The sequence below is a fragment of the Georgenia thermotolerans genome, assembly GCF_009193185.1.
GTDB classification, from domain to species: Bacteria; Actinomycetota; Actinomycetes; order Actinomycetales; family Actinomycetaceae; genus Georgenia; species Georgenia thermotolerans.
This window is the reverse complement of the sequence record NZ_VUKF01000032.1, coordinates 13,938-39,741: the sequence shown is the minus strand read 5'-3', so window position 1 is coordinate 39,741 and position 25,804 is coordinate 13,938. Positions and strand designations below refer to the sequence as shown.

27 protein-coding genes are annotated in these 25,804 nt (G+C 75.9%); 25 read left to right on the top strand and 2 right to left on the bottom strand.

What is annotated here, in order from left to right; translation table 11 throughout:
- From GD970_RS14945 to GD970_RS14875, 15 genes are all read left to right on the top strand, one after another.
- A complete protein-coding gene (locus GD970_RS14945) occupies positions 1 to 936 on the top strand; it encodes an ABC transporter ATP-binding protein (RefSeq protein ID WP_152203693.1) in 936 nt (311 codons plus the stop codon).
- Positions 933 to 1,736, top strand: coding sequence for an ABC transporter permease (locus GD970_RS14940; protein WP_152203692.1), 804 nt, complete (start codon positions 933 to 935; stop codon positions 1,734 to 1,736). Before GD970_RS14945 ends, GD970_RS14940 begins: the two co-directional genes overlap by 4 nt.
- Before the next feature lie 151 nt (positions 1,737 to 1,887).
- Positions 1,888 to 3,732: a Na+/H+ antiporter NhaA gene (gene nhaA / locus GD970_RS14935; protein ID WP_152203691.1), complete on the top strand. Its 1,845-nt coding sequence runs from the start codon at positions 1,888 to 1,890 to the stop codon at positions 3,730 to 3,732.
- Between the two features lie 214 nt (positions 3,733 to 3,946).
- Complete coding sequence (rpsP, locus tag GD970_RS14930; RefSeq protein WP_152203690.1) at positions 3,947 to 4,396, top strand: 30S ribosomal protein S16; 450 nt, start codon at positions 3,947 to 3,949, stop codon at positions 4,394 to 4,396.
- Positions 4,397 to 4,401: 5 nt separating this feature from the next.
- Complete coding sequence (locus GD970_RS14925; RefSeq protein WP_098482761.1) at positions 4,402 to 4,641, top strand: RNA-binding protein; 240 nt, start codon at positions 4,402 to 4,404, stop codon at positions 4,639 to 4,641.
- Between the two features lie 105 nt (positions 4,642 to 4,746).
- Entirely contained in the window at positions 4,747 to 5,310 is a 564-nt protein-coding gene (gene rimM / locus GD970_RS14920; protein WP_152203689.1) for a ribosome maturation factor RimM, read from the top strand.
- A 1-nt stretch (position 5,311) separates the two neighbouring features.
- Positions 5,312 to 6,799 (top strand): tRNA (guanosine(37)-N1)-methyltransferase TrmD, encoded by a 1,488-nt coding sequence (trmD, locus tag GD970_RS22745; protein ID WP_152203688.1) that lies wholly within the window; start codon positions 5,312 to 5,314, stop codon positions 6,797 to 6,799.
- 190 nt (positions 6,800 to 6,989) lie between these two features.
- Positions 6,990 to 7,340, top strand: coding sequence for a 50S ribosomal protein L19 (gene rplS, locus GD970_RS14910; RefSeq protein ID WP_152203713.1), 351 nt, complete (start codon positions 6,990 to 6,992; stop codon positions 7,338 to 7,340).
- 137 nt (positions 7,341 to 7,477) lie between these two features.
- Positions 7,478 to 8,407 carry a signal peptidase I gene (gene lepB, locus GD970_RS14905; RefSeq protein WP_226925368.1) on the top strand — a complete coding sequence of 310 codons (930 nt, stop codon included), beginning with the start codon at positions 7,478 to 7,480 and terminating at the stop codon, positions 8,405 to 8,407.
- Positions 8,404 to 9,384: a ribonuclease HII gene (locus GD970_RS14900; RefSeq protein WP_226925367.1), complete on the top strand. Its 981-nt coding sequence runs from the start codon at positions 8,404 to 8,406 to the stop codon at positions 9,382 to 9,384. Before lepB ends, GD970_RS14900 begins: the two co-directional genes overlap by 4 nt.
- A gap of 7 nt (positions 9,385 to 9,391) precedes the next feature.
- Positions 9,392 to 9,694 (top strand): DUF2469 domain-containing protein, encoded by a 303-nt coding sequence (locus tag GD970_RS14895; RefSeq protein WP_152203687.1) that lies wholly within the window; start codon positions 9,392 to 9,394, stop codon positions 9,692 to 9,694.
- 140 nt (positions 9,695 to 9,834) lie between these two features.
- Positions 9,835 to 10,194, top strand: coding sequence for a YraN family protein (locus GD970_RS14890; RefSeq protein ID WP_152203686.1), 360 nt, complete (start codon positions 9,835 to 9,837; stop codon positions 10,192 to 10,194).
- The gene (locus GD970_RS14885; protein ID WP_152203685.1) at positions 10,195 to 11,742 is read left to right on the top strand and encodes a YifB family Mg chelatase-like AAA ATPase; all 1,548 of its coding nucleotides are present in this window, start codon (positions 10,195 to 10,197) and stop codon (positions 11,740 to 11,742) included.
- Entirely contained in the window at positions 11,735 to 12,910 is a 1,176-nt protein-coding gene (gene dprA / locus GD970_RS14880) for a DNA-processing protein DprA (RefSeq protein ID WP_152203684.1), read from the top strand. The genes GD970_RS14885 and dprA overlap by 8 nt, the downstream gene beginning before the upstream one ends.
- A gap of 36 nt (positions 12,911 to 12,946) precedes the next feature.
- Positions 12,947 to 13,939, top strand: a complete 993-nt coding sequence (locus tag GD970_RS14875; protein WP_152203683.1) for a tyrosine recombinase XerC — start codon at positions 12,947 to 12,949, stop codon at positions 13,937 to 13,939.
- A gap of 105 nt (positions 13,940 to 14,044) precedes the next feature.
- Here GD970_RS14875 and GD970_RS14870 read toward each other — a convergent pair whose 3' ends face one another.
- Entirely contained in the window at positions 14,045 to 14,674 is a 630-nt protein-coding gene (locus tag GD970_RS14870) for a M23 family metallopeptidase (protein ID WP_152203682.1), read from the bottom strand.
- Positions 14,675 to 15,066: 392 nt separating this feature from the next.
- Here GD970_RS14870 and rpsB point away from each other — a divergent pair, with 392 nt between their 5' ends.
- The 8 genes from rpsB (at position 15,067) to dxr (ending at position 22,517) form a co-directional block, all read left to right on the top strand.
- Entirely contained in the window at positions 15,067 to 16,056 is a 990-nt protein-coding gene (gene rpsB, locus GD970_RS14865; RefSeq protein WP_152203681.1) for a 30S ribosomal protein S2, read from the top strand.
- A 31-nt stretch (positions 16,057 to 16,087) separates the two neighbouring features.
- Complete coding sequence (gene tsf / locus GD970_RS14860) at positions 16,088 to 16,933, top strand: translation elongation factor Ts (RefSeq protein WP_152203680.1); 846 nt, start codon at positions 16,088 to 16,090, stop codon at positions 16,931 to 16,933.
- 197 nt (positions 16,934 to 17,130) lie between these two features.
- Positions 17,131 to 17,889 (top strand): UMP kinase, encoded by a 759-nt coding sequence (pyrH, locus tag GD970_RS14855; RefSeq protein ID WP_152203679.1) that lies wholly within the window; start codon positions 17,131 to 17,133, stop codon positions 17,887 to 17,889.
- Positions 17,886 to 18,443 carry a ribosome recycling factor gene (gene frr / locus GD970_RS14850; RefSeq protein ID WP_152203678.1) on the top strand — a complete coding sequence of 186 codons (558 nt, stop codon included), beginning with the start codon at positions 17,886 to 17,888 and terminating at the stop codon, positions 18,441 to 18,443. The genes pyrH and frr overlap by 4 nt, the downstream gene beginning before the upstream one ends.
- Positions 18,444 to 18,462: 19 nt before the next feature.
- The gene (locus tag GD970_RS14845; protein ID WP_152203677.1) at positions 18,463 to 19,413 is read left to right on the top strand and encodes a phosphatidate cytidylyltransferase; all 951 of its coding nucleotides are present in this window, start codon (positions 18,463 to 18,465) and stop codon (positions 19,411 to 19,413) included.
- A 16-nt stretch (positions 19,414 to 19,429) separates the two neighbouring features.
- Positions 19,430 to 20,635: a 23S rRNA (adenine(2503)-C(2))-methyltransferase RlmN gene (gene rlmN / locus GD970_RS14840; protein ID WP_211489839.1), complete on the top strand. Its 1,206-nt coding sequence runs from the start codon at positions 19,430 to 19,432 to the stop codon at positions 20,633 to 20,635.
- Entirely contained in the window at positions 20,632 to 21,213 is a 582-nt protein-coding gene (locus tag GD970_RS21735) for a DivIVA domain-containing protein (protein ID WP_170297270.1), read from the top strand. Before rlmN ends, GD970_RS21735 begins: the two co-directional genes overlap by 4 nt.
- Before the next feature lie 8 nt (positions 21,214 to 21,221).
- The gene (dxr, locus tag GD970_RS21730) at positions 21,222 to 22,517 is read left to right on the top strand and encodes a 1-deoxy-D-xylulose-5-phosphate reductoisomerase (protein ID WP_170297269.1); all 1,296 of its coding nucleotides are present in this window, start codon (positions 21,222 to 21,224) and stop codon (positions 22,515 to 22,517) included.
- 46 nt (positions 22,518 to 22,563) lie between these two features.
- On the opposite strand, the gene GD970_RS14830 is transcribed toward dxr, so the two are convergent.
- Positions 22,564 to 23,037 (bottom strand): DUF6010 family protein, encoded by a 474-nt coding sequence (locus tag GD970_RS14830; protein ID WP_152203674.1) that lies wholly within the window; start codon positions 23,035 to 23,037, stop codon positions 22,564 to 22,566.
- 321 nt (positions 23,038 to 23,358) lie between these two features.
- Between GD970_RS14830 and GD970_RS14825 the strand changes: the two genes are divergently transcribed.
- The gene (locus tag GD970_RS14825; protein ID WP_152203673.1) at positions 23,359 to 24,855 is read left to right on the top strand and encodes an MFS transporter; all 1,497 of its coding nucleotides are present in this window, start codon (positions 23,359 to 23,361) and stop codon (positions 24,853 to 24,855) included.
- A 46-nt stretch (positions 24,856 to 24,901) separates the two neighbouring features.
- Positions 24,902 to 25,735, top strand: a complete 834-nt coding sequence (locus tag GD970_RS14820) for an alpha/beta fold hydrolase (RefSeq protein WP_152203672.1) — start codon at positions 24,902 to 24,904, stop codon at positions 25,733 to 25,735.
- The last annotated feature ends 69 nt before the right edge of the window (positions 25,736 to 25,804 follow it).

The following is a 25,804-nucleotide window of genomic DNA, read 5'->3' as shown; positions in this document are numbered from 1 at the left end:
ATGAGTCCCGTCATCGAGGTCACGAACCTGCGCAAGGCCTACGGCCCGACGGTCGCCGTCGCCGACGTCTCCTTCGCCGTCGAGCGTGGCGAGATCTTCGGCATCCTCGGCCCCAACGGGGCCGGCAAGTCCACCACGGTCGAGGTCCTCGCCGGGCTGCGGCCGGCCGACGGCGGCAGCACCGTCGTCCTCGGCGTGGACACCCAGCGCGAGCCCGCCGCGGTCCGCCCGCACCTGGGGGTCCAGCTCCAGGAGTCCCGCCTGCCGGCCCGGCTCACGGTGGGGGAGGCGCTGGACCTGTACGCCGCCTTCTACCCCGAGCCGGCCGACGCCGCCGAGCTGCTCGACCTGCTCGGGCTGACCGACCAGCGGCGCACCGCCTTCGCCGACCTCTCCGGCGGGCAGCAGCAGCGGCTGTCCATCGCGCTGGCGCTGGTCGGCAACCCGCAGGTGGCCATCCTCGACGAGCTGACCACCGGGCTGGACCCCCAGGCCCGTCGGGACACCTGGGCCCTGATCGAGAAGGTCCGCGACGCCGGCGTCACCATCGTCCTGGTCACCCACTTCATGGACGAGGCGGAGCGGCTGTGCGACCGGCTCGTCATCATCGACGACGGCCGGGTGGTCGCCGCCGGCAGCCCGGCGTCGCTGGTCGCCGCCGGCGAGGACCGCCGCACGTTCCGGATGCGGCTGCCCGCGGGCACCGCCCCGGCCCTGGCCGACGGGCTCGTCCGCCTCCCCGAGGTGGACACCGTGGCCGCCGTCGACGGCGGCTACGAGGTCACCGGCGGCCCGCGCGTGCTGCCCGCCGTCGTCCTCGCGCTCGCCGAGGGCGACGTCGCCCCCGACGAGGTCCGCACCCTCTCCCGCACCCTCGAGGACGTCTTCGTGGACGTCACCGGGGCCCGCCCACCCGCCCTGGAGGCCGCATCATGAGCACGCTCGCCCCCGCCGCGCCGGGCGCCCGCCGCGCCGGCCCCGCCCGCGCCTGGCGCACCCTCGCCCGCACCGAGGGGCGGCTGTTCCTGCGCGACCGCGGCTCGGTCTTCTTCGCGCTGATCTTCCCCAGCGTGCTCCTCGTCGGCGTCGGCTTCGCCATCCCCGGCATGCGCGACGTCATGACGGGCGTCCCGGTGGAGTGGGCCGGGCTGCGGCCCGTGGACGTGTACGTGCCGGTGGCGCTCGCGGCCGCCATGGCCAGCCCCGCGCTCACCACGCTGCCGGTGGCCCTGGCCACCTACCGCGAGCAGGGCGTCTTCCGGCGCCTGGCCACCACCCCGATGCGCCCGCGGGCCGTGCTCACCGCGCACGTGGCCATCAACCTCGCCGCGCTCGTGCTCGCCGCGGTGCTCGCCCTCGCCGTGGCGGCCGCGGCGTTCGGCCCGCCGGCGCCGACGCACGTGGGCGCCGCCGCGGCCGCGTTCGTCCTGGGGGCGGCGTCGATGTTCGGCGTCGGCCTGCTCGTCGCGGCCCGCGCCCGGAAGGGCTCCGCGGCCTCCTCCCTCGGCATGCTGCTCTACTTCCCGCTGCTGTTCCTGGCGGGCATGTGGACCCCCGGCCCGGCGATGCCCGACGTCGTCGGCGACATCGCCGCGTACACCCCGCTCGGGGCGGCGAGCCAGGCGATGACCGAGGCGTGGTTCGCGGGCTCCGTCGCGGTGCCGCAGCTGGCGGTGATGGTCGTCTGGGTGGTGGTGCTCTACCCGCTGGCCGCGCGCACGTTCCGCTGGTCCTGACCCGACCCCTGCCGCCGCGACCCCGACGAGCCGGTCCCGGCTCCCGCCGTGCCTCGCCGCTGTCCCCGGGCTTAGCCTGGCCGGTGCCGCGGACGTCCGGGCGTCGCCCGGCCTCGCGGCGCACCCGAGCACCAGGAGGTCGGACGTCACCGTGTCCAGCGAGCATGGCCGCACGACGGCGACCCGGCGGCGCCGGCGTCGCCACGGCGGCGGCAACGACTCGTGGGCCGCGGTCGCGCTCGCGGCGGCCACGCTCGTCGCCCTCGTCTGGGCGAACGTCGGCGGCTCCTACGACGCCTTCTGGTCGACTGAGCTGGGCGTGCGCCTCGGCGACTGGGGGCTGTCCCTCTCCCTGGCCACGTGGGTCAACGACGGGCTCATGGCCCTGTTCTTCTTCGTCGTCGGGCTGGACGTGCGCCGCGAGTTCACCCTCGGGGAGCTGCGCGAGTCCTCGCGCGCGCTGCTGCCGGTCCTCGCGGCCGTGGGCGGCCTCGTCCTGCCCGCGGTGATCTTCCTGGCGCTCAACCACGGGAGCCCGGCCGGCGCCGCCTGGGGAGCGGTGATCTCCACCGACACCGCCTTCGCCCTGGGCATGCTCGCCCTCGTCGGCCCCAAGAACGCGCCGCGCCTGCGCGTGTTCCTCCTGGCCCTCGCCGTCGTCGACGACATCGGCGCCCTGACCGTCATCGCCGCCTTCTACACCCGCGACCTCGACGTCCTCGCACTGGCGGCGGCCGCCGTCGGGCTCGGGCTCATCTGGCTGCTCCAGCACCTGCGGCTGTGGCGGGTCACGCCGTACCTGGTCGTGGGCCTGGCCACGTGGCTGGCGATGTACCTGTCGGGCGTGCACGCCACCCTGGCCGGGGTGCTCATCGCCCTGCTCATGCCCGTCTTCCCCACGCGTCTGCAGGACGTCGACGCCGCCTCCCACATCGTCCACCTGTTCCGGCAGGCGCCGGTGGCCCGCGCCGCCCGGCTCGCGCGGCGCAGCATCGACCGCTCCGTGCCGATGAACCAGCGCCTGACCGACCTGCTCGCGCCCTACGTCAACTACGGCGTCGTGCCGGTCTTCGCGCTGTCCAACGCCGGGGTGAAGCTCTCCGGGGAGATGCTGTCTGCCGCGCTGACCTCCGCGCTGACGTGGGGCATCGTCGCCGGTCTGGTGCTGGGCAAGCTCGTCGGCATCGCCGGGACCACCGCCGTCGTCCAGCGGCTGGTGCCCGCCAGCCGGACCGCCGGCCTCGACCTGCCCCGCCTGGCAGGGGTGGGCGCGCTGTCCGGGATGGGCTTCACCATCTCCCTGCTCGTCATCGACCTGTCGCTCACCGACCCCCGCCTCCAGGACGAGGCGCGGGTGGGGGTGCTCCTCGCGTCAGCCTTGGCCCTGCTCGTCGCCTGGGCGATCTTCGCCCTCGGTGACCGGCTGCGCCCCCTGCCCATCCCGGCCGGGACCGTACTGCCCCGGCCGGTCGACGTCGCCCGCGACCACGTGCGCGGGCCCGAGGACGCGCCGGCCACCGTCGTCGTCTACGCGGCGCTGGACCCCGCCTACCGCACCCGCACCGCAGAGGTCCTGCGCGAGACGCGCGAGCGCCTCGGGGCCCAGGTTCGGGTGGTCTTCCGGCATCACGCCACGGCGGAGGCCGACGTCGTCGCCGCCCTGGCCCTGGAGGCCGCCGCGGCCCAGGGCGGGTTCTGGCCGATGCACGACGCCGTGGTCGCCCGGCCCGGTCGCCCCGACGCCCACGCGCTGCGCGCCCTCGCCGCGGGGGTGGGGCTGGACGTGGAGCGGTTCGTCCAGGACGTACGCACCGCCGCCCAGCTCGGCCGGGTCGAGGACGACAACCTCGACGCAGACGCCGCCCAGCTGCCGCCGCGCCCGGTGGTCTTCCTCGACGGGCGCCGCCTGCGGGGCCCGGTGAACTCCTACCGGGTGGTCACCGAGCTGCTGTGGGACCTCGAGCAGCGCGCGGGCGCCACCCCCGGGCAGCCCTGACCCGCCGCGCCCACCCACCCGGGTGGCCGTGACGCGTCGCACTCGCCGTGACGGGTTTCGGTCGCGCCCGGGGATCTGGCAGAATGACCCGCTGTACTCGGCCCGGCCGGCCCCTCTCACCGCCCGGCGCCGCGTCCTGCGACCAACCGAGACGCCGAAACCCACCGGGGTCCTGCGCGGTCCACCCCATCACGAAACCAGGAGCGACCACCTAGTGGCAGTCAAGATCCGTCTCAAGCGCATGGGCAAGATCCGCGCGCCGTACTACCGCGTCGTCGTCATGGACTCGCGCAAGAAGCGCGACGGCCGGGCGATCGAGGAGATCGGGAAGTACCACCCGACCGAGGAGCCCTCGCTCATCGACATCGACTCCGAGCGTGCGCAGTACTGGCTCTCCGTGGGCGCCCAGCCCACCGAGCAGGTCACCGCCCTGCTCAAGGTCACCGGTGACTGGCAGCAGTTCAAGGGGCTGCCGGGGGCCGAGGGCACCCTGCGCACCAAGGACGCCTCCGCCGAGGCCGTGGCCGAGGCCCGCGCCGCGGCCGTCAAGGCCGCCGAGGACGAGGCCGAGAAGCGCAAGGCCCGTGCCGCCGAGGCCAAGGCCAGCGCCGGCGAGGGCGAGGGCGAGGCAGCGGAGGCCGAGGCGCCCTCCGAGGACGCCTGATCCCCGTGCTGGCCGACGCTCTCGAGCACCTCGTGCGCGGCATCGTCGACCACCCGGACGACGTGCGCGTCTCCAGCCGGTCCCTGCGCCGCGGGGAGCTGCTGGAGGTGCGCGTGCACCCGGAGGACCTCGGCCGGGTCATCGGCCGCTCCGGGCGCACCGCCCGGGCCCTGCGCACCGTCATCGGTGCGCTGTCCACCTCCGGCCCCGTGCGGGTCGACGTGGTGGACACCGACCGCCGCTGAGCACAGCACCCGCAGACCCGGCCCGCACCCGCGGGCCGGGTCTGCGCGCACCCGGGCGCCGCGCACCCGGCGCCCCCCTGTCACGACCACCACCAAGGAGCCGGCGTGCTGCTGACCGTCGCCATCATCGGAGCGCCCCACGGGCTCAAGGGGGAGGTGCGGCTGGACCTGCGCACCGACGACCCCGCCCGCCGCCTCGCCGTCGGGAACGTGCTGGAGACCGAGCCCGCCGACGCCGGTCCCCTCACCGTCACCCGCACCCGCCGGGCCGCGGACGCCACCTACGTCATCTTCGAGGAGGCGCGCGACCGCACCGCCGCGGAGTCCCTGCGCGGGGTGCGCCTCGTCGTCGAGAGCGACGAGGACGAGGGCGACGAGGACGAGGGCTGGTACCCCCACCAGCTGGTGGGCCTGCGCGTGGTCCACGTCGACGGGCGGGAGCTGGGCACCGTCGCCGACCTCGAGCACCTGCCCGCCCAGGACGTCCTGGTCGTCACCGAGCCCGACGGCGCGGAGGCCCGTGTGCCGTTCGTCGCCGAGCTCGTCCCCGAGGTGGACACCGACGCCGGCACCATCACGCTCGACCCGCCGCGCGGCCTGTTCGCCGCCGACCCCGTCGAGGACGAGCCGGACGACGCCGGCTCCGGGCGGGCCGAGGGGCGCGCCTGAGGTGCGCATCGACGTCCTGACGATCTTCCCCGCCTACCTCGACGCCCTCGACCTGTCCCTCGTGGGCAAGGCGCGCCGCGACGGCCTGCTCGACCTGCGGGTGCACGACCTGCGCGACTGGACCACCGACCGCCACCGCACGGTCGACGACACCCCCTTCGGCGGCGGCGCCGGCATGGTGATGCGCCCGGACGTGTGGGGCAAGGCCCTCGACGACGTCCTCGGGACCGCGCCGGCCGCCGAGGTAGCGCCCGCCGCGGGGACCGCTCGGGCCGCCGGGGCTGCGCCCGCCGCCACCGCGCCGCCGCGCCGGGTCCTGCTCGTGCCCACGCCGTCCGGGGAGCGCTTCACCCAGGCCCTGGCCGAGGACCTCGCCGCCGCCGACCAGCTCGTCCTCGCCTGCGGGCGCTACGAGGGCATCGACGCCCGGGTCGCCGAGCACTACCGCCACACCGGCGTCGAGGTGCACGAGATCTCCCTGGGCGACTACGTGCTCAACGGCGGGGAGGTGGCCGCCCTCGTCGTCGTCGAGGCGGTGGCCCGCCTGCTGCCCGGCGTGATCGGCAACCCCGCCTCGCTCGTGGAGGAGTCCCACGGGGCCGCCGGGCTGCTCGAGTACCCCGTCTACACCAAGCCCCCGGTCTGGGCCGGCCTCGCCGTGCCCGAGGTCCTCACCTCCGGCGACCACGGCAAGGTCGCCCGCTGGCGCCGCGACCAGGCCCTGGCGCGCACCGCCGAGCGCCGCCCGGACATGGTCGCCCGCCTCGACCCCGCCGCCCTGGACCGGGCCGACCGGGCCGTGCTCGGCCGGCACGGCTGGTTCGTCCCCGCGCCCGCCGCCGACGCCGCGCCGGCCCCGGTGCGCGTGCGGGTGCGCCGCGGCACCGCCGCCGACGCCGCGGCGCTGGCCGAGCTCGCCGCCGCCACCTTCCCCCTGGCCTGCCCGCCGCACATGGCCGAGGCAGACGTCCAGGCCTTCATCGCGGCCCACCTCACCGCCGCGCACTTCGCGGCCTACCTCGCCGACGACGCCCGCTACCTCGTGCTCGTCGCCGACGCCGGCCGCGCCGGGCCCGTGGGGTACACCCTCACCGTGCTGCCGCTGACGGCCGGTGAGGAGCCCGACGCGGCCGACGTCGCTGCCGTCGTCACCGCCCGGCCCGCCGCGGAGCTGAGCAAGGTGTACGTCCGGCCCGCCTTCCAGGGCTCCGGGGTCGCCGGCGCCCTGCTGGACGCCACCGTCGCCGAGGCGGCCGGCCGCGCCGTCGACGACCGGCAGCTCGCGGCGCTGTGGCTCGGCACCAACAAGGCCAACCGCCGCGCCCAGCGCAGCTACTCCCGCCACGGCTTCGTCGTCGCGGGCCTGCGGCGGTTCCGGGTGGGGGAGAGCCTCGAGGAGGACGTGGTCATGGTCCGCGACCTGCGTCCGGCGACGGGCCCGGGCGCCGCGCCGGGGACCGCCGTGGGGGAGACCACACCGTCGCGCTGACCGCCGGGGTTAGGACCGCGTCCCGCGGTGTGGCAGACTAGGACGGCCGTGCGCCGCGCCACGATGCCCGTCGGACCTGCCACAGGGGGTCTACGGGGCCCGCGGACGCCGAGCACCATCAGCCCACGTGGCGGCCCCGGCCGCCCCGACCAGCGCGCGTGACCTGTGGCACGAGCGGGAAGAGATCACCATGCAGAACCTGGACCTCGTCGACAAGGCGTCGCTGCGCGACGACATCCCCGCCTTCCGTCCCGGCGACACCCTCAAGGTCAACGTCAAGGTCGTCGAGGGCAACCGCTCCCGCGTCCAGGCCTTCCAGGGCGTCGTGATCGCCCGCTCCGGCTCCGGCGTGCGCGAGACCTTCAAGATCCGCAAGGTCAGCTTCGGCGTCGGCGTCGAGCGCACCTTCCCGGTGCACTCCCCGTCCATCGACTCCATCGAGGTCGTGACCCGCGGTGACGTCCGCCGGGCGAAGCTGTACTACCTGCGCGAGCTGCGCGGCAAGAAGGCCAAGATCAAGGAGAAGCGCGAGACGCGCTGACCCTGCGCCCCCGCCACTGCCCGGCACACTGGAGTGTGCCGGGCAGCGGTGCCTCCGGGGCGGATACTCTGCACGAGGGGCCCGTGCACCGGTGCTGGCCCGCCCAGCATCGACCGAACGAGGGGAGCCGACCAGGCGTGAGCAGCAACAGCGCCGGGACGCCAGATCCCGCCAGCCCGCTCCCCAGGCACCGTCGCCATCTGCGGGACGACCCCGCCGCGGCCGGGCGCTTCGACGCCGACGCCGGCCCGGGGGCCGCCGGCGGCGACGCCGTCCCGAGCGCCGGCGACGGGGTCCCACCGAGCTACCCGCCGGAGACCAGCCGAGCCATGCCGGCCCGCCCGGAGGTGCCCGAGCCGGTCGAGCCCGCGCCCGCCAAGCGCCCGGCGAAGCCGGCCAAGGGCGGCTGGTTCCGCGAGAGCGTCACCGTCATGGTGTTCGCGCTCGTGCTGTCGATCCTCATCAAGACGTTCCTGGCGCAGGCGTTCTACATCCCCTCCGGGTCGATGGAGGACACCCTGCTCGTCGGCGACCGGGTCATGGTCAACAAGCTCGCGCCCGGGCCGTTCGAGCTGCACCGCGGCGACATCGTCGTCTTCGTCGACCCCGGCGACTGGCTGGGGGACCTGCCCCCGGACACCCGCCCGCAGTGGCAGCAGACCATGACCGAGGTCCTCACCTTCGTCGGCCTGCTCCCGCAGGACGCCGGCCACCACCTCATCAAGCGGCTCATCGGGCTGCCCGGCGACCGGGTCGCCTGCTGCACCGACAAGGGGCAGCTGACCGTCAACGGCGAGCCGATCGACGAGCCCTACCTCAAGCCCGGCACCGATCCCAGCGACGTGCCCTTCGACATCGTCGTCGCGCCCGACAGCGTGTGGGTCATGGGCGACAACCGCTCCAACTCCGAGGACTCCCGCGCCCACCTGGGCGAGCCCGGCGGCGGGATGGTGCCGATGGACAACATCGTCGGCAGGGCCTTCGTGGTGCTGTGGCCCGCCGACCGGTTCAAGCTCCTCAACAATCCCGAGCAGACCTTCGCCACGGTGCCGGAGCCGACCTCGTGACCACCGCCGCCACCACGCGCGGGCGCACGCCCTCCCGGCGGCGGCCCACCCGCAAGCTCGAGAGCACGCTCCTGACCGAGCTGGGCGACGGCGCGCTCGTCGCCGGCATGGACGAGGTGGGCCGCGGGGCGCTCGCCGGGCCGGTGACCGTCGGCGTCGCCGTCGTCGGCGCCACGACCTCCCGGCGCCTGCCGCGCGGGCTCGCCGACTCCAAGCTGCTCACCGCCCACGCCCGCGAGGACCTCGTCGCGCCCATCCGCCGCTGGTGCGCCGGCGCGGCGGTCGGCCACGCCAGCCCGGCCGAGATCGACGAGCTCGGCATCATCGCCGCCCTGCGCCTCGCCGGCCGCCGGGCGCTGGCCGAGCTCGCCGGCGCCGGCCTCGCGCCGTCGGTGGTCGTCCTCGACGGGGTGCACAACTGGCTCTCCGCGCCCGAGCAGGGCGACCTCTTCGCCCCCGAGCCGCCGGAGGTCCTCGTGCCCGGCGTCGGTCTGCCGGTCGTCACCCCGCCGGTGCGCACGCAGGTCAAGGCCGACATGACCTGCGCCGTCGTCGCCGCGGCCAGCGTCCTGGCCAAGGTCGAGCGCGACCGGATCATGGTGGGCCTCGACGACGACTTCCCCGCCTACCGGTGGGCCAGCAACAAGGGCTACAGCGCCCCCGAGCACATCGCCGCCCTGCACGAGCACGGCGCCTGCGAGCTGCACCGGCGCTCCTGGCACCTGCCCGGCCTGGGGGAGGCCGCCGGCGACATCGCGCTGCCCGCGGAGGCCGAGGAGGACGCCTACGCCGAGGGGACCGAGGAGGGCCTCGACGGGTTCGGCGGCGAGGCCGACGACGCATCGCCTGCCGAGCCGCTGTGGGACGCCGCGCCCGGCACCGGGCCGGACGATGCCCCGGCCGAGGCCGAGGGGCAGGTCACCGCACCTGCCGACGGCGTCGTCGCCGGGCCGGGCGTGCTCGCGGGAAGGGCATGATGGTTCCGTGAGTGCTGAGGACCTGGAGAACTACGAGACCGAGCTCGAGCTGGATCTCTACCGCGAGTACCGCGACGTCGTGGGGCTCTTCTCCTACGTCGTCGAGACCGAGCGGCGGTTCTACCTCGCCAACAACGTCGACGTGCAGGTGCGCTCCACCGGCGGCGAGGTCTTCTTCGAGCTCACCCTCACCGACGCCTGGGTGTGGGACGTCTACCGCTCCGCGCGGTTCGTGAAGTCGGTCCGGGTGGTGACGTTCAAGGACGTCAACATCGAGGAGCTCGCCAAGCGCGAGCTGGAGCTGCCGTAACCGCACCCGTGGGGCGCGCCGTCCCCAGGCCCCTCTGGCGGGTCCTGCGGCGCCGCTGACGCCACGCCGTCCACAGGCCCCCGGCGCCACGCCACGCTCACGCCCTCCGCCCCGCCAGGCTGGCGGCGGAGGTGGGGCACATGAGGGCCAAGGACGCCGTCGGCGCCTACGGGGAGCGGGTGGCCGCGCGCACCGTCGTCGAGCGCGGGATGGAGCTGCTGGACCGCAACTGGCGCTGCGAGCTCGGCGAGATCGACCTCGTCGCCCTGGACCGGGCGGCCGGGGAGGTCGTCATCGTCGAGGTCAAGACCCGCCGCTCCGGGGCGTACGGGCACCCGGCCGAGGCCGTCGACCGGGTCAAGCTGGCCCGGCTGCGCCGCCTGGCCGGCCGATGGCTGAGCGAGCACGACGTGGGCGGCGGGGTGCGCATCGACGTCGTGGCCGTGCGCCCGCAGCCCGCCGGCCCCGCCCAGGTCGAGTACCTCCAGGGGGTGGGCTGAGTGCGGCTCGGGCGCACCTGGACCGTGGCGCTGGTCGGGCTGCAGGGCCACCTGGTGGAGGTGGAGGCGCAGCGCAGCCAGGGGCTGCCGGCGTTCACCCTCGTCGGCCTGCCCGACGCCTCGGTCAACGAGGCCCGGGAGCGTGTGCGCTCGGCGGTGACCGCCTGCGGCCTGGCCTGGCAGCCGGCCCGGCGGACCGTCAACCTCTCGCCGGCGTCGCTGCCCAAGCGCGGCACGAGCCTGGACCTCGCCCTCGCCGTCGCCGTGCTCGCGGCCGAGGACCTGCCCGCGGCCGCGGAGGCGGCGCGCACGGTGCACCTGGGCGAGCTCGCCCTCGACGGGCGGGTCCGGCCGGTGCGCGGGGTGCTGCCCGCCGTCGCCGCCGCCGTGGCGGCCGGCAGCCCCGACGTGGTCGTCCCGGCCGGCAACGCCACCGAGGCCGCGCTGGTGCCCGGCGCCCGGGTCCGGGCCGTGCACCACCTCGCCGAGGTGGTGCGCGCCTACGGTGGCGTCGCCCAGGCGCCGACCGCCGCCCCCGCCCCGGCCGAGCCGCCGGCGGTACCGGCGCGCGGCGACACCGGGGCGCAGGACCTCGCCGACGTCCTCGGCCAGGACGAGGCCCGCTTCGCCCTGGAGGTCGCCGCCGCCGGCGGGCACCACCTCCTCCTCGTGGGGGCGCCGGGCGCCGGCAAGACGATGCTCGCCGCCCGGCTGCCCGGGCTGCTGCCCGACCTGGCCGACGCCGAGGCGGTGGAGGTCACCGCCATCCACTCGGTGGCCGGGACCTTCGACCCCGAGGGCGGGCTGCTGCGCCGCCCGCCCTTCGAGGACCCGCACCACACCGCCACCCCGGCCGCCGTCATCGGCGGCGGGTCGGGACTGCCGCGCCCGGGCGCGGCCAGCCGGGCCCACCGCGGCGTCCTCTTCCTCGACGAGGCACCGGAGTTCTCCCCCCGGGTGCTCGAGACCCTGCGCCAGCCGCTCGAGCACGGCGAGCTCGTGCTGCACCGCGCGGCCGGGTCGGCCCGCTACCCGGCCCGGTTCCAGCTGGTCCTGGCCGCGAACCCCTGCCCGTGCGGCAAGGCCGTCGGCAAGGGGCTGCGCTGCACCTGCAGCCCCGCCGAGCGGCGCCGCTACCTCGCCCGGCTCAGCGGCCCGCTGCTCGACCGCATCGACATCCAGGTCGACGTCGCCCCCGTCACCCGCGCCATGCTCGCCCTGGCCGGGCCTCCCGAGACGTCGGCGGCCGTGGCCGCCCGGGTGGCCGCCGCCCGCGCCCGCCAGGCCGCGCGGCTGGCCGGCACCCCGTGGCGGCTCAACGCCGAGGTGCCCGGGGCGTGGCTCCGCGGGCCCGAGGCGGGTCTCGCCACCGAGGTGCGCCGCTCCCTGGACCGGGCGCTGGACCGCGGCTCCCTGAGCATGCGCGGCGTGGACCGCGTGCTGCGCCTGGCCTGGACGCTGGCGGACCTTGCCGGGCGGGCCGGGCCCAGCACCGCCGACGTCGGCACCGCGCTCGGCCTGCGCACCCGCGGGGGCCCCGATGCGTGAGCTGCCCTTCGACGCCACCGACCCGCGGCTGGCGGCCGCCGCCTGGAGCCGGCTGGTCGAGCCCGGCGACCCCGCGGCCGGTACCCTCGTGGCCCACCTCGGCCCGGTCGAGGCCCTGGACTGGCTCGTCGGGGTCGTGCGCCGCGGCGAGGCCGCCGGCGCCCGGCCCTGGGAGCAGGCGGTGGCGCGGTGGGCCCCGCGCCTGGAGCACCTCGACGTCCGCCGCGAGCTCGACGTCCTGGCCCGGCTCGGCGGGCACCTCCTCGTGCCCGGCGACCCGGGCTGGCCGGCCGCCCTCGACGACCTCGGCGAGGCCCGCCCCTTCGCCCTGTGGGTGCGCGGACGCCTCGCCGCCGGCCCGGACGACGGCGCGCGCCGGCAGGTCGCCGTCGTCGGGGCCCGGGCCGCCACCACCTACGGCCAGCACGTGGCCGCCGAGCTGGCCGCCGGGATGGTCGAGGCGGGCGTCGCGGTCGTCTCCGGCGGCGCCTACGGCATCGACGCCGCGGCCCACCGGGGCGCCCTCGGCGCCGACGGGCACACCGTGGCGGTGCTCGCCGGCGGGGTCGACCGGCTCTACCCGGCCGGCAACAGCGCGCTGCTGGAGGCCGTCGTCGCCGCCGGGGGCGTGGTCGCCGAGGTGCCGCCCGGCTGCGCGCCCAGCCGCTCCCGCTTCCTCGCCCGCAACCGGCTCATCGCCGCGCTCGGCGCCGCCACCGTGGTGGTGGAGGCCGCCTGGCGCTCCGGCGCGCTGAGCACCGCCGCCCACGCCGCCACCCTCGCCCGGCCGGTCGGCGCCGTCCCCGGGCCGGTGACCTCCATGGCCTCCGCGGGGTGCCACCGGCTGCTTCGCGAGCAGGCGGCGGTGTGCGTCACCGACGCCGCGGAGGTCCTCGAGCTGGTCGCGCCCGCCGGCGCGCACCTGCCCGAACCGCCGGCGGTGCAGCCCGGGCTGCTCGACGGCCTGGACCCGCGGGCCGCCCGCGTCCTCGACGCCCTGCCCGCCCGCGCGTCCGCCGCGGTGGCCAGCGTGGCGCGCACCGCCGGGCTGCCCGTCGCCGACGTGCGCGCCGCGCTCGGTCATCTCGAGCTCGAGGGCCGGGTGGAGCGGGACGGCAGCGCCTGGCGGCGCACCCGCCCCGCCTCGCCGCGCCGGGCGGGGCGGTGACCGCCGCGCCCCGCCGGGCGGTCGTACGGTGGCACCGTGGGGACGACGGAGACGGAGCGGCGCGACGACCCGCCGGTGCTGCAGGCCTTCGCCCGGTTCCTCGGCCTGCAGCGCGGCCTGAGCCCGCACACGCTGCGCGCGTACGTCACCGACGTCGGCCAGCTCCTCGACCACCTCCGCGCCGGCGCCGGGGACGCCGACCACGTCGCGGCCGACGCCGAGGATGCCGACCACCTCACGGTCGACGCCGAGGACCCCGACCCGCTCGCCCGCCTCGACCTGACCACGCTGCGCGCCTGGCTCGCCGACCAGCGCCGCCGCGGCATGTCCCGCGCCACCCTCGCCCGCCGCACCGCGGCGGTGCGCACCTTCTGCACGTGGGCCCACCGCAACGGCCACCTGCCGCAGGACGTCGGGGCGCGGCTGCGCAGCCCGCGGCCCAACCGCCACCTGCCCACGGTGCTCGCCGTCGACGACGCCGCCCAGCTCCTCGCCGTCGCCCAGGACCGCGCCGGCGACGACGACCCGGTGCACCTGCGCGACTGGGCGGCGCTGGAGCTCCTCTACGCCACCGGGGTGCGCATCAGCGAGCTCGTGGGCATCGACGTGCCGGACGTCGACGCGGGGGAGCGGACCGTGCGGGTGACGGGCAAGGGTGACAAGGACCGGGTGGTGCCGTTCGGCGTCCCCGCCGGGCGGGCCCTCGCGGCCTGGCTGGAGCGCGGCCGTCCCGCCCTTGCCGGCCCGGCGTCGGCCCGGGCGCTGTTCCTCGGTGCCCGGGGCGGGCGCGTGGACCCGCGCACCATCCGGGCGGTGGTGCACCGGCTCACCGCCGTCGCCGGGGTGCCCGACCTGGCCCCGCACGGCCTGCGCCACTCCGCCGCCACGCACCTGCTGGCCGGCGGGTCCGACCTGCGCACCGTGCAGGAGGTGCTGGGCCACTCCTCCCTGGCGACCACCCAGCGCTACACGCACGTGACCCCCGAGCGGCTGCTGGCCGCCTACACCCAGGCCCACCCCCGCGCCTGAACGGCCCGGCGCGAGCGCCTCGCCCGCGGCCGGACACGCGCCCTCCGTCAGCGGCCGGACGCGCCCTCCGTCAGCGGCCGGGCGGTCGCCCGCCGATCCCGGCCCTCACGGCGGCCCCACATCGTCGGGCAGCAGCCGCACCAGCGCCCGGGCGCCGACCAGCGCGAGCGGGTCGAGGTAGGTCGACGGGCCCCGCCGGGCGCCCCAGTGCAGGCAGCTGGGCCGGTGCGGTGGACAGTGTCCCGCGGCGAGGTGGCCCAGCAGCTGCCCGGCCCGCACCTCCTGCCCGGCCCGCACGACGGGCAGCACCGGCTCGTAGGTGGTGCGCACCCCGTCCGCGTGCTGCACCGACACCACCGGGCGGTCCACCACCGTGCCCGCGAACGCCACGACCCCGTCGCCCGCCGCCAGCACCGCGCGCCCCACGCCGTGTGCCACGTCGACCCCCCGGTGCCCGGCGTCCCACGGCTGTTCGGGGTTGTCGAAGGCGCGCACCACCTCCGCGGGCTCACCGGTGGGCCACCGGTAGCGGACCTTCGCCGCCGGCATGACCGCACCGACCGTGCCCAGCTCGGTCCCACCGGGAGGGGACGCCTCCGCCGGGGAGCCGCCCGCCACCGCCGGGGCAGGACCGGGCGGTCCCGCCGCCGGCCCGGCCGGGACGACGGCGAGCCCCGCCAGGGCGAGCGCGCCCCCGGCGAGGAGGGCGAGGCGGGGGAGCGTCAGCGCGGCCATGGCCCCACGCTGCCCGGCCGCGACGGACCGCCGCCGGGCGCACCCGCCCGCCTGTGGACGGCCCGGCACCAGGCCACGTGACGTGCGTCCCACACCCCGGCGACGTGCCCGGACAGGCGCATCCGCTAGCATGACTCTCGCAACCGGCCTCGGCCGGCTGACATCGCGTGCCCGCGTGCTGCCGCACCGCGCCGGTCCTCCGGCGCTCGGTCGGCGGGACGCCCGACAGCAGCGGTCCCGTGGCTCGCCACGGGTGCGTCGCGTCGCGGGCACCAGGGTCCCCAGGCCACCCGGCCGCGGGACGGACAACCGGAAACAGGGCCACGCAGCGCGCCGGCAGGCCGCGCGCGGCCCCTCAGCGTGCGGGCGACCGCACCAGGAAAGGACGTGCCATGGCCGTCGTCACCATGCGCCAGCTCCTCGAGAGCGGCGTGCACTTCGGGCACCAGACCCGCCGGTGGAACCCCAAGATGAAGCGCTTCATCTTCACCGAGCGCAACGGCATCTACATCATCGACCTGCAGAAGTCCCTCAAGGACATCGACCGGGCCTACGAGTTCGTCAAGGAGACCGTCGCCCACGGCGGCAACATCCTGTTCGTCGGCACCAAGAAGCAGGCCCAGGAGTCCATCGCCGAGCAGGCCCAGCGCGTGGGCATGCCCTACGTCAACGAGCGCTGGCTCGGCGGCATGCTGACCAACTTCGGCACCGTGCACAAGCGCCTGCAGCGCCTCAAGGAGCTCGAGCAGGTCGACTTCGACGACGTCGCCGGCAGCGCCTTCACGAAGAAGGAGCTGCTCATGCAGCGCCGCGAGCGGGACAAGCTCGAGCGCACCCTGGGCGGCATCCGCGACATGGCCAAGGTGCCGTCGGCGGTGTGGATCGTCGACACCAAGAAGGAGCACCTGGCCGTCGCCGAGGCGCGCAAGCTCAACATCCCCGTCGTCGCGATCCTCGACACGAACTGCGACCCCGACGAGGTCGACTACCCGATTCCGGGCAACGACGACGCCATCCGCGCCGTCTCGCTGCTCACCCGCGTGATCGCCGACGCCGCGGCCGAGGGCCTCGTCACCCGCCACGGCGGCGGCCAGGGCGCCACCCCGGCCGAGGAGCCCCTGGCGGAGTGGGAGCGCGAGCTGCTCGCCACCCACGAGGCCGAGACCTCCACCAAGACCTCCGCGGTCGCCGCGGACGCCAAGGACGAGGAGCTCGCCGCCGCCCAGCAGGCCGCCGGCGCCACCCACGACGCCGAGCAGGTCGTCGAGGCCGCCGAGGCGGCCGACGCGACCCCGGGTGTCGACGTCGCCGGCCCGGACACCACCCAGGTGGCCGACAACTCCGCCGCCGCCCAGGACGCCGAGTCCGCCGAGCAGGCCTGACCACCACCCGCTGATCTGGAGAGGATCATTCATGGCGAACTACACCGCCGCTGACATCAAGGCCCTGCGCGAGAAGACCGGCGCGGGCATGCTCGACGTCAAGAAGGCCCTCGACGAGGCCGCGGGCGACCAGGACAAGGCGCTCGAGATCATCCGCGTCAAGGGCCTCAAGGGCGTCGCGAAGCGTGAGGGCCGGGCCGTGGCCGAGGGCCTCGTCGCCGTCGAGGTCGGCGCGACCGCCGACGGCGCCGGCGAGGTCGGCGTGATGGTCGAGGTGAACTCCGAGACCGACTTCGTCGCGAAGAACCAGACCTTCGTCTCCTTCGCGGACCGCGTCCTCGCCGCGGCGGTGTCCTCCGGCGCGACCGACGCCGACGCGCTGCTCGCCGCCGAGACCGACGGCGTCAGCGTGCAGAACGTGGTCGACGACGTCGCCGCGACCCTCGGCGAGAAGATCGCCGTGCGCCGCGTCGCCCGCGTCGCCGGCGAGAAGGTCACGAGCTACCTGCACCGCACCGCCAAGGACCTGCCCCCGCAGGTCGGCGTGCTCGTGGCCACCGACGCCGCCGGCGCCGACGTGGCGCACGACATCGCCATGCACGTGGCGGCGTTCTCCCCGCGCTACCTCAGCCGCGACGAGGTCCCCGCGGACGTCGTCGAGAACGAGCGGCGCATCGCCGAGGAGACCTCGCGCAACGAGGGCAAGCCCGAGGCGGCCCTGCCCAAGATCGTCGAGGGCCGCATGAACGGCTTCTACAAGGAGAACTGCCTCCTCGACCAGGCGTTCGCCAAGGACAACAAGAAGTCCGTCGGCCAGGTCGTCGCCGAGGCCGGCGGGACCGTCACCGGCTTCGCCCGCTTCCGCGTCGGCGCCTGACGCAGCACGACCGGTGGCCCCGGCCCGCGAGGGCCGGGGCCACCGGCGCACCGGGGCCCGGACGCCACCCGCGCCCAGACCCCACCCCCAGCAGCACCGGCCGACGCGCAGGCGCCGGACCGCACCCCGCCGCGGCGCCCGACCGGCCCCGCCGGCCCCTCCCTCCGCCCACCCGTCGCCCCGCAGGAGGTCCTCGCATGTCCGACCAGCCCGTCCCCGCCAAGCCGCGCCGCGTGCTCCTCAAGCTCTCCGGGGAGGTGTTCGGCGGTGGCAGCGTGGGCCTGGATCCCGACGTCGTCGCTGACGTCGCCCGGCAGATCGCCACGGCGGTGGCCGACGGCGTCCAGGTTGCCATCGTCGTCGGCGGCGGCAACTTCTTCCGCGGCGCCGAGCTCTCCCAGCGCGGCATCGACCGCTCCCGCGCCGACTACATGGGCATGCTGGGCACGGTCATGAACGCCCTGGCCCTGCAGGACTTCCTCGAGCAGGCCGGCGTGCGCACCCGGGTCCAGACCGCCATCACCATGGGCCAGGTCGCCGAGCCCTACATCCCGCTGCGCGCCATCCGCCACATGGAGAAGGGCCGCGTCGTCGTCTTCGGCGCCGGCGCCGGCATGCCGTTCTTCTCCACCGACACCGTCTCCGCCCAGCGCGCCCTGGAGACCCACTGCGACGAGGTGCTCGTGGGCAAGAACGGCGTCGACGGCGTCTACACCGCCGACCCCAAGACCGACCCCACCGCCACCCGCCTGGACCACCTCACCTACGCCGAGGCCATCCAGCAGGGCCTGCGCGTGGTCGACGCCGCCGCCTTCAGCCTCTGCATGGACAACGGCCTGACCATGCGCGTGTTCGGCATGAGCGAGCCCGGCAACGTCACCCGCGCGCTGCGGGGTGAGAAGATCGGAACGCTCGTGACCGCGAGCCCCGTGACTGTTGAAGGAGTGACGCCGTGATCGACGACGCCTTGCTCGAGGCCGAGGAGAAGATGGAGAAGGCGGTGGAGCGGGCCCGCGAGGACCTCAGCCACATCCGCACCGGCCGGGCCAACGCCGGCATGTTCAACCCCATCCCCGTCGACTACTACGGTGCGCCCACCCCGCTGCAGCAGCTGGGGTCGCTGACGATCCCCGAGGCGCGCACCGTGCTGATCAGCCCCTACGACCGCTCGGCCACCGCCGCGATCGTCAAGGCGCTGCGCGAGTCCGACCTGGGGGTCAACCCCACCGACGACGGCAACGTCATCCGCGTGGTGCTGCCCGCCCTGACCCAGGAGCGGCGCAAGGAGTACGTCAAGCTCGCCCGCACCAAGGGCGAGGATGCCCGCATCTCGGTCCGCTCCATCCGCCGCAAGGCCAAGGAGGAGCTGGACCGTATCAAGAAGGACGGCGAGGCCGGCGAGGACGAGGTCGACCGCGCCGAGAAGGAGCTGGAGTCCCTGACCAAGAAGCACGTCGAGCTCATCGACAAGGTGCTCGAGGGCAAGGAGAAGGAGCTCCTCGAGGTCTGAGGACCCGCGAGCACGACTGATGACCCACCAGCACGACGCCACCCCCGACCCCCTCGCCACCGCCCTGCGGCGGCTGAGCGAGGCACGCCGCCGAGCCCGCTCCGCCCTCGTCCCTCCGCCCCCGCCGCGGCCCGAGAAGCCGCTCAAGCCGACCGGGCGGGCGGGGCGCAACCTGCCCGCGGCCATCGGGGTCGGCGTCGGGCTGCTGCTCGTCGTCGCCCTGAGCCTGGTCCTGCCGCAGGTCTTCGTCGTCCTGGTGGTCGTCGCCTGCTGCGGCGCCCTGTGGGAGCTGGCCCGCGCCGTCGACCAGGGCGGCATCCGGATCCCGCTGCTGCCGCTGTGGGTGGGGGCGGTGGGCATCCTCGTCTCGGCGTGGACCGCCGGCGCCGAGGCGATGCTCGTCGCGTTCGTCCTCACCGGCGGCGGGGTGTTCCTGTGGCGGGTGCTCGACGGCGGGGGCCGGGCGGCGGTGCGCGACGCCGCCGCCGGGGTCTTCGCCGCGGCGTACGTGCCCTACCTCGCCGGCTTCGCGATCCTGCTCCTGCGCGAGGAGTACGGGCCGTACCTGGTCATCGTCTTCATCCTCGTCACCATCGGCAACGACATCGGCGGGTACATCGCCGGCGTGCTGTTCGGCAAGCACCCCATGGCCCCGAGCATCAGCCCGAAGAAGTCCTGGGAGGGCCTGGCCGGGTCCCTGCTGCTCTCCGCCGGCCTCGGCACCCTGCTCGTGGCGCTCCTGCCCGCGGGGGCGTGGTGGCACGGGACCCTGCTCGGCGTCGCCGCGGTGGGCGCCGCCACCACCGGCGACCTCGCCGAGTCCCTGCTCAAGCGGGACCTGGGGCTGAAGGACATGGGCTCGCTGCTGCCCGGCCACGGCGGGATCATGGACCGGCTGGACTCGCTGCTCGTCTCGGCGCCGGTGTCCTATCTCATCCTCACCGCCGCGACCGGGCAGCTCATGTTCTGAGAGGATGGCCTGCGTCATGACGCAGCAGACCCCCGCCCCCGTCCAGGTCAAGCCCTCCCACCAGGTGGAGCCGGGCGGACGTCCCACGCTGAGCTTCACCGCGCGGCGCCGCGGCAAGCCGCCGCGCCACCTGGCGGACCTCACCACGACCGAGCGCGCCGAGGTCGCCAAGGAGCTCGGCCTGCCCGCGTTCCGGGCCGACCAGCTCTCCCGGCACTACTTCGGCCACCTCACCCGCGACGCGGCGGACATGACCGACCTGCCCGCCGCCGCCCGCGACGAGCTGACCACCACCCTGATGCCCGAGCTGGTCACCAAGGTCCGCGACATGGTCGCGGACAAGGGGGCGACGGTGAAGTCGCTGTGGCGGCTCTACGACGGCGCCATGGTCGAGTCCGTGCTCATGCGCTACGAGCACCGCACCACCCTGTGCGTGTCCTCCCAGGCCGGGTGCGGCATGGCCTGCCCGTTCTGCGCCACCGGCCAGCAGGGCCTGACCCGCAACCTCTCCACCGCGGAGATCGTCGAGCAGGTGCGCCTGGCCGCCCGCGCCTCCCGCGACGGCGACCTCGCCGGCGGGCCCACCCACCTGCGCAACGTCGTGTTCATGGGCATGGGGGAGCCGCTGGCCAACTACCGCGCCGTGGTGAACGCGGTGCGCCGGATGACCGACCCGGCTCCCGCCGGCCTGGGCCTGTCCGCCCGCAACGTCACCGTCTCCACCGTCGGGCTGGTGCCCGCCATCGACAAGCTCGCGAAGGAGGGCCTGCCGGTCACCCTGGCGGTGTCCCTGCACGCCCCCGACGACGAGCTGCGCGACGAGCTCATCCCGATCAACTCCCGCTGGAAGGTCGGGGAGCTGCTCGACGCCGCCCGCCGGTACTTCGAGACCACCGGGCGGCGGGTGAGCATCGAGTACGCGCTCATCAAGGACATGAACGACCACGCCTGGCGCGCCCAGCTGCTCGCCGACGAGCTCAACCGGCGCGGCCGCGGCTGGGTGCACGTCAACCCCATCCCGCTCAACCCCACCCCGGGCTCGATCTGGACCTGCAGCGACCGCGACGTCGAGCAGACCTTCGTCGACACGCTCCGTAATGCGGGGATCCCGACGACGGTGCGCGACACTCGGGGCAGCGACATCGACGGCGCCTGCGGGCAGCTCGCCGCCGAGGTCCTGGTCGAGAAGAAGGTTCCGGCGAAGGAGCAGACGCAGGGATGAGCACGATGTTCCCGACGGCGGGGCGCACCCGCACGGGGTACGACCGTCAGCAGGTCGAGGAGTTCTTCGCCCGGGCACGCGCCGCCTACGAGAACGGCCCGGCGCCCACCGGCGCGCCCGGCACCGCGGGCGGGCAGGGCACCTTCGACGAGAAGGACGTGCGTGCCGCCGCGTTCGACCTGGTGCGCGACGGGTACGCCACCGCCGCCGTCGACGCCGCCCTGGACCGCCTCGAGGCCGCCTTCGTCCAGCGGCGCCGCTCGGCCTACGTGGCCGCGCAGGGGGAGTCGGCCTGGATGGACCACATCGCCGAGCTGGCCACCACCCTCTACCCGCGGCTGCTGCGCCCCGCCGGGCAGCGTTTCCGCGCCCCGGAGCGTGGCCGCGGCTACGACCGCGAGGCCGTCGACGCGCTGCTCGAGCGGCTCGTCGCCTACTTCGACGACGGCGGGGAGCTCACCGCCGCCGAGGTGCGCTCCACCACCTTCCCCTCCGCCCGGGCCTCCCGCGCCTACCACGAGGGCACCGTCGACGCGTTCCTCGACCGCGCCGTCGAGGTCCTCGTGGCCGTCGAGTGAGCCCCGCCGTGCCCGACCCCCTCCCAGCGACCGACGTCGTCCTCCTCGGCTCGACCGGCTCCATCGGCACCCAGGCCCTCGAGGTCATCGACGCCGCTCCCGCGGGTACCTACCGGGTGCGCGCCCTGTCCGCCGGCGGCGGGCACCTCGAGCTGCTCGCCGAGCAGGCCGTCACCCACGACGTCGAGGTCGTCGCCGTGGCCGACGACGCCCCGGCCACCCTCGCCCGGCTGCGCGAGCTGATCGCCGACGAGCTCGCCCGCGCCGGGCGCCGCGACGGCGCGCCGGAGATCGTCGCCGGCCCGGCCGCGGCCACCGAGGTCGCCGGATCCCTGACGCCGGCGCCGGACGGCGACGGGCAGGGACCCCGCGCCGTCGTCCTCAACGGCATCACCGGCTCGGTGGGCCTCGAACCCACCCTGGCCGCGCTGCGCTCCGGCGCCACCCTGGCGCTGGCCAACAAGGAGTCCCTCGTCGTCGGCGGGGCGCTCGTGCGCCAGGCCCAGCGCCGCCCCGGGCAGGTGGTCCCGGTCGACTCCGAGCACTCCGCCATCGCCCAGGCGCTGCGCTCCGGCCGGCACGAGAAGGGCATGACCAGCCCGGTGGTCACCGGCCGCAGCGAGGTCAGCCGGATCATCCTCACCGCCTCGGGCGGGCCCTTCCGCGGCTGGAGCCGCGACCGGCTGGCCGAGGTCACGCCCGGGCAGGCGCTGGCCCACCCCACGTGGTCCATGGGCCCGGTCGTCACCATCAACTCCTCGACCCTGGTCAACAAGGGCCTCGAGCTCATCGAGGCGCACCTGCTCTTCGACGTGCCGGCCGAGGACATCGTCGTCGTCGTCCACCCGCAGTCGGTGGTCCACTCGATGGTGGAGTTCCACGACGGCGCCACCATCGCCCAGGCCTCCCCGCCCGACATGCGCCTGCCCATCGCGCTCGGCCTGACCTGGCCCGCCCGGGCGGCGGGCGTGACCGCGCCGTGCCGGTGGGACGAGGCGACCGCGTGGACGTTCGAGCCGCTCGACGAGGAGATCTTCCCCGCCGTCCGCCTCGCCCGCCACGCCGCCGCGGCCTCGGCGACCCACCCGGCGGTGCTCAACGCCGCCAACGAGCAGTGCGTGGCCGCCTTCCTCGATGGCCGGCTCCCCTACCTCGGCATCGTCGCGGTGGTCGAGGAGGTCCTCGCCGCCCACGACGGGCTCGCCGCCCCCACCCTCGACGACGTCCTCGCCGTGGAGCAGTGGGCCCGCCGCCGCGCCGACGGGCTCATCGGCGCCCGCTCCGCGCGCACCGGCCAGCGCTAGCTGCGCGACAGCCCGCCCCGGCCGGCGTTGCCCTGGAGGCGCCCGGCTAGAGGGCGCCGGCGGCGAGGAGCCCGACCGCGAGCAGCACGTCGGCGGCCATGCAGGTCTCGGCGTACCAGCGCGGCACCACGCGCCCGGCGCGGTGGTGGGCGACGTCCCAGGCGGCGTGGGCCAGCCAGCCGGCGGCCAGCACGACGCGGGCGGCGTCGGGGGTGACGGCCACCGCGGCGACGGCCACCGCGCCGAAGGTCAGGACCGCGGCGGTCTGGGCGCCCAGCAGGCGACGGTCGCTCAGCTCCCCGCGGGCGGTGCCCCAGGTGAGGTAGATGACCGCGGCGAGCAGGACCGACCACGCGCCGACGGAGGTCTGCACCCGCTCGGGCAGCGGCGCCACCAGCGCGAGGCTGGCGGCGGCGGCCACGACGCCGACCGCGGTCGGCCAGCGGCGAGCCAGTGGGCCGCGACGGGGCGCCCGGCGTGCCATGGTCGCCGGCGCGTCCGGCGTGGTGCTGGCGGTCATGAGTGCTCCTTCGATCGGATGGTTCGCATCGAACGCTAGGAGCGCCCCACCTGGGCTCTCGCCGGTGAAACCGCCGGGTTCACGCGGCACGCGAGGCGGCAGGGGAGCCCCACGCGGGGCCGTGGTGCCGGCGGCGCCACCGGCATCGCCGTCTTCGGCGGTTCGACCGGCAAGCCGATCCTGCGGGTTCCCGGCGGCCGTCCGACTCCTCGCCGGGTTCGTCCCGCGCTCCGATCCCGGCGATTTCCCCGGCGCGAGCGATCATCCCGGGCCGCGACGGTGGTGCACGACCCCACCTGGACCAGTCCCCGAGGAGGAGACATGTCGGCACATCCCGCCGTCGACCCGGCACCCCCCGCCCACCGCCACACCGCGCCGGCCGCTCAGCACGAGCGTCCGAGCCCGGACGCGACGCCCGAGGAGCCGCGCCGGCCCTGGACGGTGTTCGCTCTGATGATCGCCGCGCAGTTCATGGTCATCCTCGACGTGTCGGTGGTGAACGTGGCGCTGCCGTCCATCCGCGAGGCCCTGCACCTGTCCGCGGCCGACTACCAGTGGGCGATCAGCGCCTATGTGCTGCTGTCCGGCGGCCTGCTCCTGCTGGGCGGGCGCGTCGCCGACCTGCTGGACCGGCGGCGGGCGTTCCTCGCCGGCATCGGGCTGTTCACCGCCGCGTCGCTGGTGAGCGGCCTGGCCCTGAGCCCGCTCACGCTCATCGTGGCCCGGGCCGCGCAGGGCGCCGGCGCCGCGCTGCTCACCCCGGCGGCTCTGTCGATCGTCATGACCGCCTACGCCGGCCGGCAGCGGCAGGCCGCCCTGGCCATGTGGGGCACGGTCGGCAGCCTCGGCATCGCCGCCGGGGTGCTCTTCGGCGGCGCGCTGACCAGCGCCCTGGGCTGGCGGGCGGTGTTCTTCATCAACGTCCCGATCGGCGTGGCCGTCGTCGTCGGCACCCTGCGCGCCGTCGCGGCCGGCGGGCGCCGCACGACCGCCCTCCGCCGGCTCGACCTGCCGGGGGCGCTGACCCTGGTGGCCGGGCTGCTCTCGCTGGTGTTCGGCATCGAGTCCACCCAGTCGGCCGGGTGGGCCGCGCCGCGCACCTGGGGCGCGCTGGCGCTCGCCGCGGTGCTGCTGACGACGTTCGCCCGGCTCGAGGGCCGCGCCGCCGACCCCCTCGTGCCGCCCTCGACCTGGCGGATGCGGTCGCTCGTCTCGGCCTCCGCGGTCATGGCCGGAGTCACCGGCGTCGTCGTCGGCGCGATCTTCCTGTGCTCGCTGTACCTCCAGGCGATCATCGGGTCCTCGCCGATCGTCACGGGCCTGCAGTTCTTGCCGCTGGCGGCCGCCATCACCCTGGCCGCCACCGTGGCGTCGAAGGTCATCGGCCGGGTCGGCGCCCGTGCCCTGATCCTCGGCGGGCTGGCCGTCATGGCCGGTGGCGTGATGCTGCTGGCAGCGAATGCGGGCGGCACCTCGTACGCGGCCCATGTGCTGCCCGGCTTCCTGGTCGTCGGCGCCGGCGTCGGCCCGATGTTCGTCGCGATCGCCGTCGCCGCGATGGGCGACGTCCCGGCCGAGCGGGCCGGCCTGGCCTCCGGACTGATGATGACGGGGCACGAGATCGGTGCCGCCCTCGGCGTCGCCGCGCTCACCGCCGCCGCAGGGGACCTCCTGACGTCGGCCGGCCTCGTCGCCGGGTATGCCAGGGCCTTCCACCTCACCGTCGGGATCCTCGCGGCCCTCCTGCTGCTCACCTTCGTGACCGTCCCGCGCGGGACGCCCGCCGCCGGTTCCGGCGCCGCCCACGGCGGCCACTGAGCCTGCGCCGGCCCACGGACCTCCACGCCCCGGAAGGACGCCAGCCATGCCTGAGCTCGCCGCATCCTCCGCACCCACCGTCCCCGGTACGCCCCGGGACCCGCTCGAGCGCCTCGTCACGCTCGGCGACCACGCCACCACGGTGCTCGAGCGGCCGGCGTCGGGGCGCGCCGTCGGCCCGCCGCTGGTCCTCGTGCACGCCCTCGGGCTGGACCGGCGCATGTGGCGCGACACCGTCGCCGCGATCCCGGTGGATCGGCGCGTCATCGCCTACGACCTGCGCGGGCACGGCACTGCGGGCGCCGCGCCGCACGTGCGCAGTCTCGAGCAGCTCGCCCGGGACCTCGACACCCTCCTCGACCGGCTCGGCGTCGACGGGGCGCACGTGGCGGGGCTCTCCCTGGGAGGGGCGATCGCCCAGGTGTACGCGCTCAGCCGGCCGGCCAGGGTCAGCGAGCTGACCCTGGTCGCGACCGTCGCCGTCCCGCAACCGGCCTTCCTCGAGCGAGGCGCAGCCGCCCAGGCCGGCGGCATGGCGAGCGTGCTGGCGCCGACCATGACCCGCTGGTTCACCCCGGAGGCGCTCGCCGTCAACGGGTGGGCGGTCCGCTACGCCCGCAGGCAGGTCCTCGGGGCGGACCCCGACGCGTGGGCGGCGAGCTGGCGGGCCCTCGCCCGGGTCGACACGCTCGGGCGGCTGGCGCGGCTGCGCATGCCGACGCGCCTGGTCACCGGCGCGCTCGACGTCTCGACCCCGCCACGCGTCATGGCCGAGATCGCCGCTCGGGTGCCGGGCGGACGGCTCACGGTGATCGACGGCGGCCCGCACATGCTCAGCCTCGAACGGCCCGGGGAGCTGGCCGAGGCGGTCCTTGCGTGAGGGGTGGCACGGTGACTGCTCCCAGGTTCGGGAGGGATGATGGTGCTCGCCCCCTGCCCGACCGGAAGG